18 protein-coding genes are annotated in these 18,708 nt (G+C 68.6%); 8 read left to right on the top strand and 10 right to left on the bottom strand.

Annotation, left to right across the window (positions count from 1 at the left end):
- Nucleotides 1-73: 73 nt before the first annotated feature.
- On the bottom strand, nucleotides 74-1,555 hold the full coding sequence (locus GNX95_RS05915; RefSeq protein WP_163506116.1) for a flavin-containing monooxygenase: 1,482 nt from the start codon (nucleotides 1,553-1,555) through the stop codon (nucleotides 74-76).
- A 62-nt stretch (nucleotides 1,556-1,617) separates the two neighbouring features.
- On the opposite strand from GNX95_RS05915, the gene GNX95_RS05910 reads away from it, so the two are divergent.
- Both GNX95_RS05910 and GNX95_RS05905 read left to right on the top strand, forming a co-directional pair.
- Complete coding sequence (locus tag GNX95_RS05910; protein ID WP_163506115.1) at nucleotides 1,618-2,262, top strand: TetR/AcrR family transcriptional regulator; 645 nt, start codon at nucleotides 1,618-1,620, stop codon at nucleotides 2,260-2,262.
- The gene (locus tag GNX95_RS05905; protein WP_163506114.1) at nucleotides 2,259-3,182 is read left to right on the top strand and encodes an SDR family oxidoreductase; all 924 of its coding nucleotides are present in this window, start codon (nucleotides 2,259-2,261) and stop codon (nucleotides 3,180-3,182) included. Before GNX95_RS05910 ends, GNX95_RS05905 begins: the two co-directional genes overlap by 4 nt.
- Here the strand turns inward: GNX95_RS05905 and GNX95_RS05900 are convergent, their stop codons facing one another.
- Genes GNX95_RS05900 through GNX95_RS05880 form a run of 5 tightly spaced genes read right to left on the bottom strand, consistent with a single transcriptional unit; the run spans nucleotide 3,183 to nucleotide 8,401 of the window.
- Nucleotides 3,183-4,508, bottom strand: coding sequence for a sensor histidine kinase (locus GNX95_RS05900; RefSeq protein ID WP_163506113.1), 1,326 nt, complete (start codon nucleotides 4,506-4,508; stop codon nucleotides 3,183-3,185).
- Entirely contained in the window at nucleotides 4,505-5,173 is a 669-nt protein-coding gene (locus GNX95_RS05895; protein ID WP_163506112.1) for a response regulator transcription factor, read from the bottom strand. The genes GNX95_RS05900 and GNX95_RS05895 overlap by 4 nt, the downstream gene beginning before the upstream one ends.
- A 14-nt stretch (nucleotides 5,174-5,187) precedes the next feature.
- The gene (locus tag GNX95_RS05890; protein ID WP_163506111.1) at nucleotides 5,188-6,402 is read right to left on the bottom strand and encodes a DUF1501 domain-containing protein; all 1,215 of its coding nucleotides are present in this window, start codon (nucleotides 6,400-6,402) and stop codon (nucleotides 5,188-5,190) included.
- A gap of 12 nt (nucleotides 6,403-6,414) precedes the next feature.
- On the bottom strand, nucleotides 6,415-7,722 hold the full coding sequence (locus GNX95_RS05885) for a DUF1800 domain-containing protein (protein WP_163506110.1): 1,308 nt from the start codon (nucleotides 7,720-7,722) through the stop codon (nucleotides 6,415-6,417).
- 46 nt (nucleotides 7,723-7,768) lie between these two features.
- Entirely contained in the window at nucleotides 7,769-8,401 is a 633-nt protein-coding gene (locus GNX95_RS05880; RefSeq protein ID WP_222853415.1) for a TetR/AcrR family transcriptional regulator, read from the bottom strand.
- An 84-nt stretch (nucleotides 8,402-8,485) separates the two neighbouring features.
- On the opposite strand from GNX95_RS05880, the gene GNX95_RS05875 reads away from it, so the two are divergent.
- From GNX95_RS05875 to GNX95_RS05865, 3 genes are read left to right on the top strand one after another with little or no spacing between them, the layout of a single operon-like run.
- Entirely contained in the window at nucleotides 8,486-9,421 is a 936-nt protein-coding gene (locus GNX95_RS05875) for a zinc-binding dehydrogenase (protein WP_163506109.1), read from the top strand.
- Between the two features lie 22 nt (nucleotides 9,422-9,443).
- The gene (locus GNX95_RS05870) at nucleotides 9,444-10,328 is read left to right on the top strand and encodes an LLM class flavin-dependent oxidoreductase (RefSeq protein ID WP_163506108.1); all 885 of its coding nucleotides are present in this window, start codon (nucleotides 9,444-9,446) and stop codon (nucleotides 10,326-10,328) included.
- A gap of 17 nt (nucleotides 10,329-10,345) precedes the next feature.
- Nucleotides 10,346-12,043, top strand: coding sequence for an aminotransferase class V-fold PLP-dependent enzyme (locus tag GNX95_RS05865; protein WP_163506107.1), 1,698 nt, complete (start codon nucleotides 10,346-10,348; stop codon nucleotides 12,041-12,043).
- On the opposite strand, the gene GNX95_RS05860 is transcribed toward GNX95_RS05865, so the two are convergent.
- The 3 genes from GNX95_RS05860 to GNX95_RS05850 form a co-directional block, all read right to left on the bottom strand.
- A complete protein-coding gene (locus GNX95_RS05860) occupies nucleotides 12,040-12,507 on the bottom strand; it encodes a MarR family winged helix-turn-helix transcriptional regulator (protein WP_163506106.1) in 468 nt (155 codons plus the stop codon). The genes GNX95_RS05865 and GNX95_RS05860 overlap by 4 nt on opposite strands.
- 602 nt (nucleotides 12,508-13,109) lie before the next feature.
- Nucleotides 13,110-13,688, bottom strand: coding sequence for a TerD family protein (locus tag GNX95_RS05855; protein ID WP_163506105.1), 579 nt, complete (start codon nucleotides 13,686-13,688; stop codon nucleotides 13,110-13,112).
- A gap of 223 nt (nucleotides 13,689-13,911) precedes the next feature.
- Nucleotides 13,912-14,469 carry a flavin reductase family protein gene (locus tag GNX95_RS05850; RefSeq protein ID WP_163506104.1) on the bottom strand — a complete coding sequence of 186 codons (558 nt, stop codon included), beginning with the start codon at nucleotides 14,467-14,469 and terminating at the stop codon, nucleotides 13,912-13,914.
- A gap of 115 nt (nucleotides 14,470-14,584) precedes the next feature.
- On the opposite strand from GNX95_RS05850, the gene GNX95_RS05845 reads away from it, so the two are divergent.
- Nucleotides 14,585-16,381, top strand: a complete 1,797-nt coding sequence (locus GNX95_RS05845) for a substrate-binding and VWA domain-containing protein (protein ID WP_163506103.1) — start codon at nucleotides 14,585-14,587, stop codon at nucleotides 16,379-16,381.
- Here GNX95_RS05845 and GNX95_RS05840 read toward each other — a convergent pair whose 3' ends face one another.
- Complete coding sequence (locus GNX95_RS05840) at nucleotides 16,382-17,557, bottom strand: FAD-dependent monooxygenase (RefSeq protein WP_163506102.1); 1,176 nt, start codon at nucleotides 17,555-17,557, stop codon at nucleotides 16,382-16,384.
- Between the two features lie 99 nt (nucleotides 17,558-17,656).
- Here GNX95_RS05840 and GNX95_RS05835 point away from each other — a divergent pair, with 99 nt between their 5' ends.
- On the top strand, nucleotides 17,657-18,250 hold the full coding sequence (locus GNX95_RS05835) for a TetR/AcrR family transcriptional regulator (RefSeq protein ID WP_163506101.1): 594 nt from the start codon (nucleotides 17,657-17,659) through the stop codon (nucleotides 18,248-18,250).
- 234 nt (nucleotides 18,251-18,484) lie between these two features.
- Nucleotides 18,485-18,694, top strand: coding sequence for a DUF5999 family protein (locus GNX95_RS05830; RefSeq protein WP_163506100.1), 210 nt, complete (start codon nucleotides 18,485-18,487; stop codon nucleotides 18,692-18,694).
- Nucleotides 18,695-18,708: the final 14 nt, after the last annotated feature.

The raw sequence follows: 18,708 nt of genomic DNA, 5'->3' as shown, positions 1-18,708 counted from the left end.
GCACCCTATTGGATTCATCATCCAATCGGCCGCGCTCGGATGAGCACGTACGACGTGCGCGTATATGGTCCGGTTACCGCACGTTTTCCAGCACCGGCGCCGAGCGCACCTCATACCGGTCGGCGTCGAAGCGCCGGGTCTGCTGCCGGAAGCTCGCGGTGAACGTCGGCCAGAGCGTCGTGTTGCGCCCGTTGTCGTCCAGATACCAGCTGTCGCAGCCCCCGGAGGCCCAGACCGTACGCTCCATCATCTTCTGCACGTCCACGTTGAACTCCGACTCAGCGGCCGGATCGACGTCCACATCGGACACTCCCGGCCGGCCGAGGAACTTCACCGCGTCGATCACGTAGTTGAGCTGCGACTCGATCATGTAGACCATCGAGTTGTGGCCGAGGCCGGTGTTGGGGCCGATCATGATGAACATGTTGGGAAACCCGTGCACGGTCGTCCCCTTGTACGCCTGCACGCCACCTTTCCACGCGTCGGCAAGCAAAACGCCGTCGCGACCGGTGACCCACTGCGCCATCGGCATGTCGGTGACGTGAAAGCCGGTGCCGAGAATGAGCGTGTCGATTTCTCGCTCGGTGCCGTCGGCGGTCACCACCGAGTGCGGGTTGATCCGCGTGATCCGGTCGGTCACCACGTCCACATTGGACCGGCTGAGCGCCGGATAGTAGTTGTTGGACAACAGGATCCGCTTGCAGCCGATCGTGTAGGTCGGGGTCAGCTTGCGCCGCAGCTCGCGGTCGGGCACCTGTTTGGCCAGGTGCCGTCGCGCCATCCGCTCGGCGACCTTCATCACCCCCTGGTCCTTGGCGAACCCGACGACGAACGTCTCGCGACCCCAGTAGATGCCGGCGCGGATCGCCTGCTGCAACAACGGAAACGAGCTGAACGCGGTGTGCTCCAGCTCGGTCAGGTGCCGCGCCGACCGGGGCACGATCCATGGCGGCGTACGCTGAAAGAGGTGGAGTTTGCCCACCGCTGGGGCGATCTCCGGCACGAACTGGATCGCAGAGGCGCCGGTGCCGATCACCGCGACCCGTTCGCCGGTCAGGTCGTGGTCGTGGTCCCAGCGCGCCGAGTGGAACAGTTTTCCCTGGAACTCGCTGATCCCTGGAATGTCCGGCAGCGCCGGGTCGGACAGCGGACCGACCGCGCTGACCATCACGTTGGCCTCGAAGTCGCCTCGTGAGGTCTGGATCCGCCACAACCGCGCGGTGTCGTCCCACGCGGCACCTCGTACGTCGTGATTGAAGCGAGCAAACCGATAGAGGCCATAGCGGTTGGCACATCGGCGCAGGTACGCGAAAATCTCCGGCTGCGGCGAGAAAGCCTGGCTCCAGCGCGGATTCGGCGCGAAGGAGAACGAGTAGAGGTGCGACGGCACGTCGCAGGCCGCGCCCGGATAGGTGTTGTCGCGCCAGGTGCCGCCGACGTCGTCGCCGCGCTCCAGGATCACGAAGTCGTCGATGCCTGCCTCGCGCAGCTTGATCGCCACGCCCAGACCGGAAAAGCCGCTGCCGATGATGGCCACTCGTACGCGCTCAGTCACGATCCCGAGTCCCTTCCGTCATTACCTACCGACAGTAACCTACTGCGTGTAAAGTACGCAAGGTGACAGGTTCCACGACCCGGCCGCGGCGGCGCATGCGCCGAGCCGACCGCGAGCAGCAACTCCTCGACGTGGCCGAGGAGATCTTCGGCGAGCGCGGCTTTCAGACCGTGACGATGGACGAGATCGCCGACCGCGCCGGCGTCACCAAGCCGGTGCTCTATGACCACTTCGGCTCCAAGGACGGGTTGGCGGTCGCCTGCATCTCGCGGGCTCGAGCCGAGCTGCTCCGGCTCACCATCGAGGCGCAGTCGCGCGCCGGCACACCGGAGGACGTGGTGCTCACCGGCTTCCGGGTCTTCTTCGACTTCATCGAAAAACACGAGCGCGCGTGGACGATGCTGGTGGCCGAGGGCGCGCTGGCCGGCAGTCCGGCCGCCGAGGAGATGGAGAACGTCCGGCAGCAACAGGCCGACTACACGGCCGCCATCCTGGCCAGCGGCATGCCCGGTGTGCCGGAGGAGGCGATCGACACGTACGCGCAGGCCATCATCGGCGCCTGCGAACGCCTGGCGGTCCGCCGCCGGCACGATCCGCAGCTCAGCGCGGACGCCGTCGCCCGTACGCTCGCCGAGCTGGTCTGGTTTGGCCTGTCCGGCGTACGCGACGGCAAGCAATGGCCCACCACCGAGGAAGGAACCGCATGAGCAGTCCGCTGGTAGGTAAGACCGTCTTCATCACCGGCGCCGCGCGCGGCATCGGCGAGGCAACCGCGCGGCTCGCGGCCGAGCGTGGCGCGCGGATCGCGCTGGTCGGACTCGAGCCCGAGCGGCTCAGGCGGCTCGCGGACGAGCTTGGTCCCGAACACGGCTGGTACGAGGCCGACGTGACCGACCAGGCCGCGATGGAGAAGGTCGCCGTGGACGTCGTACGCGACTTCGGTGGCATCGACGTGGTGGTCGCCAACGCCGGCGTCGCCAACAACGGCACGGTCGCGATCAACCCGGCCGAGGCGATCGTGCGCACCATCGACGTCAACCTGATCGGCGTCGTGCGTACGGTCAAGAGCACGCTGCCGATGGTGACCGCTCGCCGCGGCTACTACTCGCTCATCTCCTCCGCCGCCGCCTTCACGGTTTTGCCAGGCATGGCCGCATATTGTGCCTCCAAGGCCGGTGTGGAGCAGTTTGGCAACGCGCTGCGCTTCGAGCTGGCCTATCGGCACGTCGGCGTCGGCACCGTCCATCCCGGCTGGATCGACACCGACCTGGTCCGCGACATCAAGCAGGACTCGTCGGTTTTCGCCGAGACGCTGAAGAAACTGCCATGGCCGCTCAACACGACGACTTCGGTCGACGAGTGCGCGCTCGCGATCGTCGACGGCATCGAGCGGCGCCGGCGACGTGTGTACGTGCCGCGCGCGGTCGGCCTGGTCGAGAAGCTGCGGCCGATCACGCTCGGCCCGATCGGCGCGCTGCCGATCATGGCGCAGGCTCGCCAGATGGTGCCCAAAATCGAGCGCGAGATGGAAAAACTCGGTCGTTCCTTCGGGAAGACCAGCGCCGGCCTCAACAAGAAGCCGCCGCGTACGTCCGCGCCCCGCAAGCGCACCGCCGCCGCGAGGTAGTCACGCTGAAGGCAGGCGCACGGAAAACCGTGCGCCGCCTTCTGGTGCCGCGGACACCTCGATGGTGCCGCCGAGGCGTACGACCAGACCGTGTACGAGCGCCAGGCCGATGCCGGCGCTGCCGGCGCGCTCGCCCTGATATCGCTGCGACAACACCGACTTCTCAAATGCGACCGTCATGTCGTCGGCGGTCAATCCCGGTCCTCCGTCGCGCACCTCGATCACCGCGGCGCCGGTCTCCTTACGCAGAGCCAAAACGACCGGCGCGCCAGCCGGACACACCCGCGTGGCATTGTCCATCAGGCCGTCGATGACCTGGCGCAGGCGGCCGGCGTCCGTTCGCACGACGACCGGCCCTTCGCCGATCTCCGCACGAAAATCGGCACGCCGCGCACTCCAGGCTCGCGCGGCGGCTCGTACGACCTCGGTCACGTCGACGTCGGCGAAGTCGAGGCGGAAATCCTGCGCCTGCAGCCTGGCCAGGTCGAGCAGGTCGCCGATCAGCCGGTCCAGCCGCTCGGCCTCGGCCAGCATGACCCGACCGGTGCCCGGCACATCGTCGGCGACTCCGTCGACCAGCGCCTCGGCGAAGCCCTTGACGGTCGTCAGCGGCGTACGCAGCTCGTGCGACACCGACAGCAGGAAGTCGCGCTGCCGTCCCTCGCTCACCTCCAGCGCGGCGGCCAGCGAGTTCACCGCCTCGGCCACTGAGGCCACCTCGGCCGGGCCGGACGCGTCGACGCGTACGGACCGCTCTCCTGCCGCCATCCGCCGGGCACCAGCCGCCGCACGCCGCAACGGCCGAGCCAGCCGGCGCGCGAGCAGCACGCCGGCTATCACCGCGACCAGCAGGCCGACCAGCGCGGACAGCAGCATCCGCCAGAAAAACTCCTCCTGGTCCTTCGGCGCGATGTTGGCCACCTGCACCAGCGCGATGCCGCCACCGGACTCCATCGCGCGACCTTCCACATAGACGCGCTGACCGTCCAGCGTCTCGATCCGCGAGATGTCGCGTCCGGCGGCCAGCGCGCGGAGGTCGGCCTCCGGCAGCCGCGGACCGCGCACCGGCTCATCCGGCCGTACGACCGCCAGCCGGATGCCGGCCGAGCCGAGCAGCTGCCGGACGCGCGTCGAGGTGGACCGCTGCGGACCCAGGCCGGCGACCAGCGCCGCCTGCCGCGCCAGCTGCTTGCGCGCCTGCGTCTCGGCGGCCGACCGGATCAGCGGATACGACACGGCCGCTGCCACCAGCACACAGACCACGGCCACCGCGGTGGTGACCAGGCCGATCCGGAAGCCGAGCCCCTGCCGGCGAAACCAGCTCATCGGCGGTCGACACCGTAACCGACGCCGCGGAACGTCCTAATTGGACAGTCAGCGCCGAGTTTGGCACGCAGCTGCGCCACGTGTACGTCAACCGTGCGGCTGCCAGGGCCGGCGTGGCCCCACACCGAGGCCAGCAGCTGGTCACGCGAGAAGACCTGGCCGGGCCGCCGCATCAGGTGCGCCAGCAGCGAGAACTCGGTCGCGGTCAGCTCGACCTCGGCATCGCGTACGACCACGCGGCGACCGGCCACGTCGACCGTCAGCTCACCGGAGACCAACACCGGCGGACCCGGCTGCTGGCCGCGCCGCAACACCGCCTTGATCCGCGCCACCAGCTCGCGCGGCGAGAACGGCTTGGTCACGTAGTCGTCGGCGCCGATCTCCAGGCCGAGGATCCGGTCGGCCTCGTCGTCGCGAGCGGTGACGAACAGGATCGGCGTCGCGTTTCCTTCCGCGCGCAGCGCTTTGCACACCTCGATGCCGTCCAGCAGCGGCAGCCGGATGTCCAGCACGATCGCGACCGGATGCAGCGTACGCGCGGCCGCCAGGCCGGCCCGGCCGTCGGTCTCCACGTGCACGCCGAAGCCCTCGCGGCGCAGGTAGAGGCGCTGCAGGTCGGCGATCGGCCGCTCGTCCTCCACCAGCAGGACCACACCATCGGTCACCGCGTGAGCGTATGTCACAGGAAGCCGAGCGGCTGTCGTCCCGCGCCGAGCACCTGTCCCGGATCGGTGCCGAGCACCTTGCCAACCAGCGTCGCGTACACGTCGCGGAAGTCGGTCGTGACGGCCAGGTCGCCGTCGTCGAGCTTGGTCAGGCTCGGCTCGTCGCCGTAGAAACCGCCTTTCACCGAGCCGCCGGCCACGAACAGCGGTCCGGCGGTGCCGTGGTCGGTGCCCTGGTTGGCGTTGGCCGCGACGCGCCGGCCAAACTCCGAGTAGACCGCCACGACGACCTTGTCCGAGACCTTCTTCAGAAATCCGCTGACCGCGGTGTCGAGCTCGCCGAGCAGCCGCGACTGCGTGCCTTTTTCGTTGGAATGCGTGTCAAAACCGCCGAGGCTCACGCTGTACGCGCGGGTCGGCGCGCCGGCCGCGATGCATTTTGCCACCACGTCCAGCTGCGCCGCCAAGGCGCTCTGGCCGCCACCGGCGTTGCCGTCCGCGGGCCGGTCCGGATCGTCCGGCGGCTCGGATCCCTTGGCATGGGCGAAAGTCTGGTCCACCCGAAGCAGATCGGCCATTGAGCCGGCGGCTCGCGCCTCGAGCAGCGGATCGGCCGCGTCCGTGCGGCTGAGTGACTGCACCGGCGTACGCAACGCCTTCGCCAGCGAAATGCCGTCGAGCGGCAACACGGCACCGGCGACCTCGGCGCCGGCCAGCAGCGGTGGCAGCGTCGAGCCGACCGCGATGGCCTTCAGCGGATCGCGGCCGTTGCCGTCCAGCCACCGGCCGAGCCAGCCGGTTGGCAGCGGACTGCTCGGCGACGCGGTCTGCCAGATCGCCATCGACCGGAAATGGCTGTGATCCGGTTTCGGATACGACACACCGCGGACGATGGCCAGCTCTTTGCTGTCCCACAGCGCTTTCAGGCCCTTCATCGCCGGATTGAGACCGAGGCCGTCGGACAGCGGCAGCACCTCGTTTTCCGCGTACGCGAGATCCGGACGTGCGCTGCGATAAGCCGGATCGCTCGCCGGCACGACGGTGTTGAGGCCGTCGTTGCCGCCGTACAACGTCACCAGTACGAGCACCGGAACGTTGCCAGGCAACGGATTCGCCTGCGCCGCGTTCATTACCTCGTGCACGGTGACGGCGGTCGCGCCGGCCGCCAGCGCGGCGCCGGCGGTGACGCCGCTGGCGATCAGAAACTTACGCCTGGTCCAGAGATCCATCGGGTTGTCCTCTCAGCGGCTGACGACGTATTCCGGCGCGGCCAGTGCGAGCGTGACCAGCTCGGCCGGATTGCTTGCCGCGCTGGTCAAAACGCTCTGTGTACGCGCCGTCCACGCGCTCACGCCGAGCATCCCGGCGACGTACGCCGGTCTTTTGCTGACGCTCTGGGAAGAAACCGCCTTGAGGTCGGCGGCCCTGGCCAGCGCCGCCGCCAGCTTGATGCGCGTCTGCGCTGCAGCGGTGGTCAGCCAGGCGCCGCCGGTCGGCCAACCCCCGACGCTCGGCGGATCGAACGGCGTCTGGCCGAGTCCGGTGAGGCCGCGCGCGACGGCCAGCCGCAGCTTCTTGTCCATTGTGGACGGTCGAAGCCCGAGATCGCGCAACGCTCCGACGACGTACTCGATCGGCTGCTTCACCACCACGCTGTCGGCCTGCCGGAAGGCCGGATCGGCCAGGATCGCGCGAAACATGGCGGTCAGGTCGCGGCCCGGTCCGTACGCGGCGGTGATCCGCGCGAGGCTCGACTCGCTCGGCGGTGTCGGCGAGACCAGCCAACCCCACATCCTGGTGGCCAGATATCGCGCCGAGTACGGCCGCGACACCAGCAGGTCGACCAGCGACTGGTCGGTGAAATCCGCGGTCTGGCCGAGGATCGTCTGCGTGCCTTCGGCGTGCCGCCGCGCCACGAAGGTCGCGGACGGCTTGTCGTCGCGCCGGTCGACCAGCCAGCCGGTGAGCGCCCGGGCTGCCTGCCGTACGTCGTCTTCGGAGTAATGGCCGACGCCGAGGGTGAACAGCTCCATCAGCTCGCGCGCCAGGTTTTCGTTCGGTGCCTTGGCGGTGTTGCCGGCGGCGTCCAGCCACAGCATCAGCGCGGGATCGCGGACCATCGCGCGCGCGAACGTGCGGAAGTCGCCGCCGCCGAGGGTCCGCTCGGTCTGGTTCTGCAGCGCCATCGCGGCCGGCCACTTCACCTTCTTGATCGAGGTGGCCCAGTGGCCGTGCCACAACAGCGTCCGCTTCTCGATCCACGGCTGCACGGTCGTCACCATGTGGTCGAGCCACCACAGCACCAACTGCTGCGACTGCGCGCGGACCTGCTGCTGGTAGGCCTTCTTGGCGTCCTTGTCGTTCTTGTCCGGCCGGGTGACCGGGGCGAAGGCCGGCGAGGTCACCGGCTCAGGAACGGCGGCGAGCGTACGCGCGAGCGTGGCGTCGAAACCGGCCGCGACGGCGGCGTCGACGTCCGCGGTGTGAGCGGTGAACCCGGTGCGCTGCAGGAGCCGGACGACCGCGGCTCGCTCGGTGATGACGGCCATGCCGGCGATCGTGCCGGCGAAATGTTCGAGGACGGTTAAGCCACGGTCAGTTGTCCGTACGGTCCGGGCCGCGCCACGGCGACTCGTAGTGCGACCGCCACGGCGGGTGTCCCGGCAGCGGACCGGCGTCGAGCACGCGCAGGCCGTCCAGGCTGATCGCCAGCAGCCGGTCACGGTTGTTGACGTCCTCGGCGGTCGGCTCCGCGCGGCCACCGCGGCTGAACAGCTCGATCAGCAGGGACACGTCCAGCGCGGTCACGTCCGGCCGCAGCGCGCCGGCCTCGCGAGCGCGCCGCACCAGGTCATCGACGAGCTTGCGGACCCGGCGGCTGGTCGACCACATGTCCGGCGTCGTGTCGATCTGGCCGGCCAACGGCCCCAACGCCCCGGACTGGAACGCGACGCTGCGCCGGATGTGACCGGCCAGTCCGTCCCACGGATCGTCCGCGCGCAGGCCTTCCTCGGCGGACTCGGTGGCCTGCTCCATCGCCAGTACGCACAGCCGCTGCAGCAGTTCGGTCTTGCTGCCATAGCGGCGATAGAGGCTGCCGATCCCCACGCCCGCACGCTCGGCGACCGCCGAGACCGGTGCGTCGAAGCCCTGGCTGGCGAACACCTCTCGCGCCGCCTCCAGCAACCGCCGGTCGTTGCGCGCCGCCTCGGCCTGCCTGCCTCTCACGCCGGTCAACCTAACGCCACCTCCTTTACGGAGCGAATCGCTCCGATATATTTTAACGGAGCGATCTACTCCGATTGGACGAAGATGAGAGCGATACAGCTGACCGCGTTCGGGCCGCCGGACGCGCTGGTGTTCACCGAGGTGCCAGATCCGGTGCCCGGACCGGGACAGGTGCTGGTGAGGGTGGCGGCCGTGAGCGTGCCGTTCATCGACGTACGCGTCCGCGCCGGCCGCGGTCCGACCCCGGCACACCGGCCGCAGTTGCCGTATGTGCCGGGGACCAGCGTCGGCGGCGAGATCATCAGCGGCGAAGGCGAAGGCCAGACGGTCGTCGGCCGCCTCCCCAGCGGCGGCTACGCCGAGCTGGCGGCCGTCGACACGACTGCCCTTTTGCGCGTACCAGAAGGATTGCCGGTCACCACCGCGATGGCGGTGCAAGGCGACGGCCGTACGGCACTGCTGGTCGCCGACGCCGCGAAATCGGCACCCGGCGAATGGGTGCTGGTCGAGGCGGCCGGCGGCGGTGTCGGCAGCTTGCTCGTACAACTGGCAAAAACGGCCGGCGCGCGCGTCGTCGGCGTCGCTCGCGGCAAAGCCAAGCTCGAGCTGGCCGCGGCGGTCGGCGCGGACCTCACCGTCGACTACGGCCAGGACGACTGGACCGACGAGGTACGCGCCCAAACCGGCGGTGTCGACCTGGTTTTCGACGGCATAGGCGGAAAGATCGGCACGCAGGCGCTGTCGCTCGTACGACCGGGTGGCCGGTTTCTCATGCACGGCATGGCAAGCGAAACGCCGACCGACGTGCCATCGGACACCGACGTGAGCATCATCGGCTTCGGCTCGATCCAGACCTCCGCCGAGCATCTACACGAGCTGGCGCGAAAAGCGCTGGCGGAGGCGGCCGCCGGACGGTTGCGGCCGACCGTCGGCCAGACATTTCCGTTGGCACGAGCGGCAGACGCCCATCGTGCCATCGAAAACCGTACAACTCTTGGCAGAACACTTCTTATCCCCTAGGAAAACGCGAGGATTTGTCGACATGACACGGATAAACGTCGGCACCATCATTTCGTCGGTCACCCCGCCGCAGGAGGTCCGGCCGCGTGCCAGGCACGCCGAACGAGCCGGGCTCGACTCGATCTTCAGCGGCGACCACCTGGCCGCCACGGTCCCGACGCTGGACAGCGTCGTCTCGCTGACCACCTCCGCGGCCGTCACGGAGCGGATCGAGGTCGGCTTCGGCGTCATGGTGCTGCCGTTGCGGCACGTCGCCTGGGTCGCCAAGCAGATCGCGACCATGCAACAGATCTCCGGCGACCGCGTCATCCTCGGCGTCGGAAGCGGCGGAGAAATCCACGGAAACTCGGCGTGGAACGCGCTCGGCATCCCGTACGCGGAGCGTGGCCGGCAGACCGACGAGGCCTTGGCCGCACTGCCGGACCTGATCGCCGGCAAGCCGGCGGAATACAACGGTCAGCGGTTCGCTCCGACGCCTGCGGCCACGGTGCCGCACATCGCCGTCGGCGGCCGGCCACCGGTCGCGTTGCGCCGGGCCGCGCAATACGGCGACAGCTGGTTTCCGTCGCTGGTCACCCCCGCCGACGTACGCGCCGGTGCCGACAAACTCGAGGAACTGGCGGCCACATACGACCGGAAGACGCCGGAGGTCATCGTCGGCGGCACCGTCGGCCTCGGCGTCACACCGGCCGAGGTCGACCGCGCCATAGCCGACCTCGGCAAGTCATACGCGATCCCGCCGGAGAAGGCCGCCGAGGTCGTCATCTCCGGCACGCCTCAGCAGGCCGCCGACCGGTTCCACGCGTACGCCGAAGCCGGTGCGACACACCTCGTCATGGGCACCTTCGCCGCTGACTGGTACGCGCAGGCCGACCTGCTCGCGGAGGCCCGCGCACTGCTCGGCTGACGTGCGATGCTGGCAGCATGACGACTGATCCGGCGCTGGTGTTGGAGCGGATCCGCGAGGCGGTGATCGGCGACGACGAGGTGATGGACGGGCCGTACGGTCCGCGCCGCGTCACTTACGCCGACTACACCGCCTCCGGCCGCGCGCTGAGCTTCGTCGAGGACTTCATCCGCGACGAGGTGCTGCCCCGCTATGCCAACACGCACACCGAGTCGTCCGGCACCGGCCTGCAGACGACCCGGTTGCGCGAGGACGCGCGGCAGATCATCGCCGACGCGGTCGGCGCCGACGACAACGTCGCGGTGATGTTCTGCGGCTCCGGCTCCACCGCCGCGATCGACAAGCTGATCGGCGTGCTCGGCCTGCGCATCCCGGCCGACCTGGACGACCGCTATCACCTCACCGACCGGATCCCGGCCGACGAGCGGCCGGTGGTCCTCATCGGACCGTTCGAACACCACTCCAACGAGCTGCCGTGGCGCGAGTCGATCGCCGACGTCGTGCAGATCCGCGAGGACCACGACGGCCACATCGACCTGGACCAGCTGGAAGCCGAGCTGACCAGGTACGAGAAGCGGCCGCTGAAGATCGGCTCGTTCTCGGCGGCCAGCAACGTGACCGGCATCGTCTCCAACACCTGCGCGGTCGCCAGCATCCTGCACCGGCACGGGGCGCTGTCGTTCTGGGACTTCGCCGCGGCCGCGCCGTACATGGACATCGACATGTATCCGGAGTGTCCGAAGCATCCGGCGCCATACAAGGACGCCGTCTTCATCTCGCCGCACAAGTTCATCGGCGGTCCCGGCACGCCGGGAGTCCTGGTCGTACGCAAGGAGTTGCTGCGCAACCGCGTGCCGGACGTGCCAGGCGGCGGCACGGTCGCGTACGTGAACCCGATGGAGCACCGCTATCTCGACGATCCGGTGCACCGCGAGGAAGGCGGCACGCCGGCGATCGTCGAGTCGATCCGTGCCGGCCTGGTCTTCGGCCTGAAGCAGGCTGTCGGCACGAAGCTGATCCGCGCGCGCGAGGACGACTTCCTGCGCCGCGCGGTCGACTCCTGGCAACGCAACCCCAACATCGAGATCCTCGGCAACACCGAGGCCGACCGGCTCTCGATCATCTCCTTCGTGGTGAAACGGCCAACCGGTCGCTATGTCCACCACAACTTCGTGGTGGCGCTGCTCAACGACCTGTTCGGCATCCAGTCGCGCGGTGGCTGCTCGTGCGCCGGACCGTACGGCCACCGGCTGCTCGGCATCGACCTGGACCGCTCGCACGCCTTCGAACGCGAGATCGCCGAAGGCTGCGAGGGGATCAAGCCCGGCTGGGTCCGGGTCAACTTCAACTACTTCATCTCCGACACCGTCTTCGACTACATCGTCGAGGCGGTCCACCTGGTGGCAACCGACGGCTGGCGGCTGCTGCCGGACTACGCATTCGACCCAGCGACCGGACTGTGGCGCCACCGCGGCGGTCCGGTCGATCCGCCGCTGCGGCTGTCGATGCTGCACTACGACGACACCGGCGTGCTGCGCTATCCGGCGCACCGACAGAGCGCGCCCGAGTCCGCGCTGGCCGGCTATCTCGCGGAGGCGCGGCGGATCCTGGCCGACGCGGCGGCGCCGGACTGCACGCACCTGCCGGCCGGCCTGTCCGAGGACTTCGAGCACCTGCGCTGGTTCGAGCTGCCAGCCGCGTGCCTGACGCGTTAGCCGTCGCCGGACTCGACGACGTGCCGCAGCCGCTCGATGACACCGTCCAGCGTCCGTACGAACGCCTCCAGCTCGTCGGCCGGCACCGATCCGAACAGCTGATCGGCGAACCGCCCGGCGCCCTCGGCCATCTTCTTGGTCGTCTCGGCGCCGTGGCCGGTCAGCCGCACCAGGATCGCGCGGCGGTCGGTCGGATGTTTGGTGCGTACGACGAAGCCGTCCAGCTCCAGCGCGTCGACCAGGCCGGTGATGTTGCGCGGGGTCACGTTGAGCGCGTCGCTCAGCCGGCGCTGCGTGAGCGGACCCTGATGGTGCAGCTCCCACAGCACGGCGGCACGTGCGCGGCTCAGCTTCAGCCGCGCCATCCCGGCTGCCTCGTCCTGCTGGATGAGCTCGGACAGTGCGAACAGCCGGCCGAGTGCCTGGCCGGACGACACGGCTACTTCACTGTGTGTCCTGTTCATCATCTCGGATGGTAGACGCGTACGGCCCAGCTCGCGCGAAGGCGAGCCGGGCCGTACGGCGGAGCTGGGGACCTAGTGTCCCGAGTCAGAAATTCGTCACTTATCTCGGCGCCCAGACGGCGACTTGGTGCCCGATAGTTGGACGCCGTCGCGGTCGAGGAAAGCTCGAACCAGGGGCAACGAACAAGCCAACCCACATGAGTCACAACAGCATTGCCCGCCTCAACAGTCGCACCAGTCACAGCGAGCGGCGGTCAGATGGGAGTGAAGGCCGTTTTTCTTGCGTCCAGCGCTAGTAAATCGGCCTTCGCACCAACCATGAACACCGCAAGACGGGCATTTAGCGTTACAGGATCCTTATCGGTCCCACATGGTGGTTCGTCTCGCCACCTGCCGGGATGCCACAGGCCTGTCCGAGTCGATCATGGGACTGTCACGCACTTGACGTACGCGAAACAACACACGCCCTCCTGACGACCCGGCGGGTGCAACCCTTGGAATAGATCATCTAGAGGGCCGCACAAATAGGGAAGCGGGCGATAGTCGAGCCCAGGCGCCGCCTGGATCTCGACTCTCACCCACTCCCCTATCTGCGCGGCCTCTCAGATGTTCACGCCGAAGTCACGCGCGATGCCGGCGAGGCCACTGCTGTAGCCCTGGCCGATGGCGCGGAACTTCCACTCGGCGCCGTTGCGGTAGAGCTCGCCGAAGATCATCGCCGTCTCGGTGGAGGCGTCCTCGGTGAGGTCGTAGCGGGCGATCTCGGCGTTGTCGGCCTGGTTGATGATCCGGATGAACGCGTTGCGGACCTGGCCGAAGTTCTGCTGGCGGGCCTCCGCGTCGTACACCGACACCGGGAAGTTGATCTTCTCGACCTCGGCCGGCAGGCCGGCCAGGTTGACCTTGATGGTCTCGTCGTCGCCCTCGCCCTCACCGGTCAGGTTGTCGCCGGTGTGCTCGATCGTGTTGTCCGGGCTGGTCTTGTTGTTGAAGAAGATGAAGTGCTTGTCGGAGACGACCTTGCCGTCGGCGCCGAGCGCGATGGCGCTCGCGTCGAGGTCGAAGTCGGTGCCGGTGGTCGTGCGTACGTCCCATCCCAGGCCGACGATGACGGCATTGAGCGTGCCGCCGGCCTCCTTGGTCAGCGAAACGTTTCCGCCCTTGGTCAGGCTAACGGCCATGACTACGTGTCCCCTTCGTTGCTGGCTCTGGCAGGCTGTCTTTACCGGCGCTTGACTCGCCGAGTCGTCAGGCTATCGGTCGAAACTGAGAGTGAGCTGACCGAGGTCCGGAACTTTTCTCACCTGCGCTTCTGACCGATCCGCCATGACGCTAGTGCACCTCGGCAAGCCGCGCGCGCGATGACCTCACCAAAGCTCGCACACGTTGCCTGAAGAGGCATGCCTATCCACCTCGTACGGCGCTAACCGTGCGATAGCGGCCGCGTGCGTACGCGAGCAGGTCGTCCTCCTCGATGTCCGGCAGCGTCACCGCGTCGACCATGGCCGTCAGCAGCGCCGACCAACCGGCCGGCCGTATGTCCGTCACGGTCACCTCGGCGACCGCCGCCGCGTCAGCGAGCACCGGACCGGCCGCGCCGCTCGTCCACTCGCCGGTCCGGAACGGCCCGCCAGGCGATGGATGCAGGCCGGCGAAGACGTCGGCGAGCGTGCGGTGCCGCCACCGCAGCACGTTCACGACCGCTCGCCCGCCGGCCTCCACCGCGTCGGCCAGGTCGCTGTCCGGATCGACCAGGGCGCAGATCACCGCCGGCTCGCCGTCGGCCATCATCAACGAGGAGACGGTCAGGCCGACCGCGGTCGGTCCGTCACCGGCTGTCACCACCGTCAGCGGCCCGACCAGCCGGCCGCGCAACCGGCGCTCCGGCCGCCGGTCGGCCGACGGAGTGGCAAACGGATGCTCCGGATGAATCCGCGCACCCGGGTCGAAAGGCTCGTTCACGTCCCAAACCTTGTCATGACCTTGTGCGGCCACCAAAGGCCGTTCGGACACGGCGTACACTCCGCCAACGTGAGCATCCCCGACCCGCTCCAGCGTTAGACCGGCGAGGCCCGACTTGCCAGGACGCCGTCAGGCCTCCACCGTGCACTCGCACCGCCGGCGCCCCAAACGCCGCTATCGGTTCGCGATCGCACCGTGGATCGTCATCTCCGCCGTTGCCGTGTTGTTACTCTCCGGAGTCACGGCCGGATACGCCTGGTTGGCCAACCAGGGCTGCAAGGGCTCGACCACGACGCTGAACGTGGTCGCCGATCCGGACCAGTCCAAGATCCTCTCCTCGCTCGCGCAGCAGTGGTCGCAGAACAACCCGTCGGTGGGTGGCGGCTGCGCCGCGGTGGCCGTCGCGTCGACCAAGTCCGGCGACGTGGCCAACATCATCGGCCCCAACTGGGATCCCAAGCGCGACGGCCCGCGGCCGGACGTGTGGGCTCCCGACTCCTCGACCTGGATGCGGGTCGCGCAGGCCCGGCCGGACGCGTACGACATGATGCCGTCGCTGCAGCCGAGCCTGGCGCGCTCGCCGGTGGTCATCGCCATGCCGCGGCCGATGGCGCAGTCGCTCGGCTGGCCCAACGCGCCGATCGACTGGCGCAGCCTGGTCACCACCTTCTCCGGCAGCCACAGCTGGGCCGACTTCAAGCATCCGGAGTGGGGGAAGTTCCAGATCGGCATGACCGATCCGACCAAGTCGACCCCAGGCCTTGAGGCGCTGCTCGCGATCACCGACTACAACGACGACGAGCAGATCAGCCAGGACGAGCTCGACCACACCAGCGACCTGGCCAGGTCGGTCACCCGCTACACGCCGGACAGCGACGCCATGTTCGGCGCGCTGCAGATGGCCGACGCGAGCGGCAAGGCGCTGCAGTACGTGTCGGCCTTCCCGGCGCTGGAGCGGGACATCTCCGACTACAACTCCACCAACCCGCAGGTGCCGCTGGTCGCGGTGTATCCGACCAAGGGCACGTCCGACGCGGACTATCCGTATCTGGTGCTGAAGGCGCCCTGGGTCGGCGCCAAACAGCGGCAGATCGCCGCCGCCTTCCTGTCCTTCGTGCAGGGCCAGACCGGCCGGAAGGCATACGCCGACGCCGGCTTCCGCGGACCCGACCGGTCCCCCACACCGCTGCTCACCGAGGCACGCGGTTTCCAGCCACACATCAAGGCGCTGGCACGGATGGCGTTGCTGCCGGAGTCGATCAACAAGACGGTCGTCACCTGGACGGCGCTGCGGCGGACGGTCAACGCCCTCGCAGTGATCGACACGTCCGGCTCGATGGCGCGCGCGGCCAACGACGGCAACGGCACCCGGCTGCAGGTCGCCACGCAGGCGGCGACCCACGCCTTCGGCATGTTCAACGACCAGAGCCAGCTCGGCCTGTGGCAGTTCTCCACCAACCGTACGGCGACGACCGACTACAAGGAGCTCGTCCCGATCGGCCCGATGACCAGCAGCGTCGGCGGCACGCCGCGGCGTACGGCCATCAACAACGCGCTCAACGACCTCAAGGCCGACGGCGGCACCGGCCTCTACAACACCGCGCTGGCCGCCTACAAGGCCGTGCAGGCCTCCTACCAGCCCAACCGTGTCAACCTGGTGCTGCTGCTCACCGACGGCCGCAACGAGTCGACCAACAGCACGCTGACCAAGTCGCAGCTGATCAGCCAGCTCCGCGCCGCCTCCGACCCCTCGCGGCCGGTCGAGATCATCACCATCGCATACAGCGGTGACACCGACGTGCCGGCGCTGAAGGAGATCGCCACCGCGACCGGTGGACGCGAGTACAGCTCGCTGGACACCAAGTCGATCGACATGGTCCTGCTGACCGCCCTGTTCGGCAGCAGCACCTGATCACACGGTCGTCAGCGGCTGGTAGTCGGCCAGGTCGCCGGTGTTGGCGTGGCCCTTGGCCAGCTTGTTGATCAGCCCGGTCATCGGCCGCGACGACAGGAATCGGTACGTACGGTTGCGCCGTCGGATCTTCGCCTCCGTCGCCGGCGCCAGGAACTTTCCGGCACCGGTGGCAAACTTGGCCGACTTCGTCGTGGCCGGCCGCATCGCCTCCTCATAGCGCGCGAAGGCGACTGCGTGGTCACCGGTCGAGACGAGCTCCCCGGCCAGCGTGTACGCGCCGAGCATCGCGTATCCGGTGCCGCTGGCGCCGGGACCGCCGCACCAGGCCGCGTCGCCGAGCAGCGCGATGCGGCCGGTCGACCAGCGCGGCATCTGGATCTGGCTGAGCGAGGCGAAATACAGGTCGTCGGCCTTCTCCAGCTCCCGGAGCAGCTGCGGCACGACCCAGCCGGTCGCGCCGTAGTGCTCGGCGATGATCCGCTTCTGCTCCGCCAGATCACGCCGGTCGTACGCGAGCTCCGGCGACGCGAAGACCAGGCTGACCGCGGCGCGCCGCGGGTTGCGCGCGCTGCTGACGTTCACGTAACGGCCGGGCTCGTTGTAGATGCGCGCACTGTGGTCGAGGCCGAGCACGTTCGGCATGCTGAAACCGGCGGTGTAGTAGCCGAGATCGACCTGGAAGCCGTCGCCGAATGCCAGCCGTCGTACGCCGGAGTGCTGGCCATCGGCGCCGACCACCAGGTCGAAGCGCCGCGCGCGGCGGTGCTCGAAGGTGACGTACACACTGTCGGCCTGCTCGTCCAGCGCGGTGATCCGGTCGCCGAAGACGTAGTCGACGCCGTCCTTGGTGTGCCGGTAGAGCACACCTGAGAGGTCGCCGCGCTCGATCTCCAGCTCGCCGCTGAAGATCACCGACGGCAGCCGCGACACCTGGCGGCCGGCGGCGTCGACGATCAGCTGGTCACCCATGGCCGTGTCGTACGACCGCATCTCCGCGAGGATCCCCATCCGTTCCAGCAGCGCCATCTGGTCGCCGCGGAAGTCCACCGCCGCGCCGCTGGCACGCAGGCCGCGCGCCTGTTCCACGACGGTCACGTCGTAGCCGTACCGGCTGAGCCAGAAGGCCAGCGACGGACCGGCGATGCCGGCACCTGAGATCAGAACCGTGGTCATGGCAGTCCCCTTCGGGTTGTCGATGCGACGACCATACAGACGGTTTATCCATTTGGTCAATCCATATGGATAAACCAGTTGGCGGGTAAGGTGTGGCGCATGGGAAACCGAGAGGACCTGCTGGCCGGCGCGCTCACCTGCCTGAAGGACAAGGGCTGGGCCCGCACGACGGTCCGCGACATCGCCGCCGCCGCCGGCGTCAACCACGCCGCGATCGGCTATCACTTCGGCTCTCGGGACGCGCTGATGACACAGGCGTTCATGCAGGCCATCGAGGAGTGGGGCGAGGAGGTCGAGGCCGCCGTACGCGCGTCCACAGACAAGGACGCGACGCCACGCGAGCAGTACGAGGCCTTCTGGCGTACGGCGATCGCGTCGTTCCGCACCAATCCCAAGCTGTGGCTGGCGACCGTCGAGGCGAGCATCGAGGCCCAGCACAACCCGCGGATCGCCGAGATCATCCAGGAAGGCATGCGCGAAGGCCGCAGCGGCCTCGCCGCCGGCCTGCTGGGTAAGCCGGAGGAATCACTGGACGCGGAGGCGAAGCGTACGGTCGGCGCCGTACAGATGGCGCTGATGTCCGGCATCCTGATCCAGTGGCTGTTCGATCCGGACAGTGCGCCGAGCGGCGCCGACATCGCGACCGGCGTGACCGCGCTGGCCGCGCATATCGGGGACGCTCCGTCCGCATAACGGGTACGAATCCTTGCGCGCTCAGGCAACCGACGCGGCCGGCCGATGCGGTCGGTCAACACAGCGTTACCGCTGGTACGGCCCGTAGTGGCCAGATAACGATTAGGTGCTCATTCGCGAAATATTTATCCACAGGGTGCGGCGAACGGCCATGCGCGGGCTTGCGCCGTGGGATCATTATGTGAGCACAACCACACAGCCAACCGACCGATTTCTCTCCACCGGAGACCAACGATGTGTTCGCACGAACCGGCCTGCCCCGACGCTCAGGCGCCTGACCACGACGCCGCGCACGTGGTGGCCGCTCACCCGGAGCAGGGCTGGAGCCTGCTGTGCAACGGCGTGATCGTCTTCGCCGACTGCGGCGAGATCCTGCCGGACGGCAGCGCGGTCGCTCCCTGTCCGCGTCCCGCCATGCACACCGCCGCGCACGCCGCGGCCTGAGCTAGAGCACCACC

The organism is Fodinicola acaciae (assembly GCF_010993745.1).
Classification (GTDB): Bacteria; Actinomycetota; Actinomycetes; order Mycobacteriales; family HKI-0501; genus Fodinicola; species Fodinicola acaciae.
The sequence above is the reverse complement of the archived record's forward strand: the minus strand, read 5'-3'. Positions and strand labels throughout refer to the sequence as shown.

Excerpts from the sequence above, each read along its gene's own strand:
- GNX95_RS05905 (WP_163506114.1), top strand. The coding sequence starts at position 2,259 with ATGAGCAGTCCGCTGGTAGGTAAGACCGTCTTCATCACCGGCGCCGCG.
- GNX95_RS05900 (WP_163506113.1), bottom strand. The coding sequence starts at position 4,508 with ATGAGCTGGTTTCGCCGGCAGGGGCTCGGCTTCCGGATCGGCCTGGTC.
- GNX95_RS05890 (WP_163506111.1), bottom strand. The coding sequence starts at position 6,402 with ATGGATCTCTGGACCAGGCGTAAGTTTCTGATCGCCAGCGGCGTCACC.
- GNX95_RS05885 (WP_163506110.1), bottom strand. The coding sequence starts at position 7,722 with ATGGCCGTCATCACCGAGCGAGCCGCGGTCGTCCGGCTCCTGCAGCGC.
- GNX95_RS05875 (WP_163506109.1), top strand. The coding sequence starts at position 8,486 with ATGAGAGCGATACAGCTGACCGCGTTCGGGCCGCCGGACGCGCTGGTG.
- GNX95_RS05870 (WP_163506108.1), top strand. The coding sequence starts at position 9,444 with ATGACACGGATAAACGTCGGCACCATCATTTCGTCGGTCACCCCGCCG.
- GNX95_RS05865 (WP_163506107.1), top strand. The coding sequence starts at position 10,346 with ATGACGACTGATCCGGCGCTGGTGTTGGAGCGGATCCGCGAGGCGGTG.
- GNX95_RS05860 (WP_163506106.1), bottom strand. The coding sequence starts at position 12,507 with ATGAACAGGACACACAGTGAAGTAGCCGTGTCGTCCGGCCAGGCACTC.
- GNX95_RS05855 (WP_163506105.1), bottom strand. The coding sequence starts at position 13,688 with ATGGCCGTTAGCCTGACCAAGGGCGGAAACGTTTCGCTGACCAAGGAG.
- GNX95_RS05840 (WP_163506102.1), bottom strand. The coding sequence starts at position 17,557 with ATGACCACGGTTCTGATCTCAGGTGCCGGCATCGCCGGTCCGTCGCTG.
- GNX95_RS05835 (WP_163506101.1), top strand. The coding sequence starts at position 17,657 with ATGGGAAACCGAGAGGACCTGCTGGCCGGCGCGCTCACCTGCCTGAAG.
- GNX95_RS05830 (WP_163506100.1), top strand. The coding sequence starts at position 18,485 with ATGTGTTCGCACGAACCGGCCTGCCCCGACGCTCAGGCGCCTGACCAC.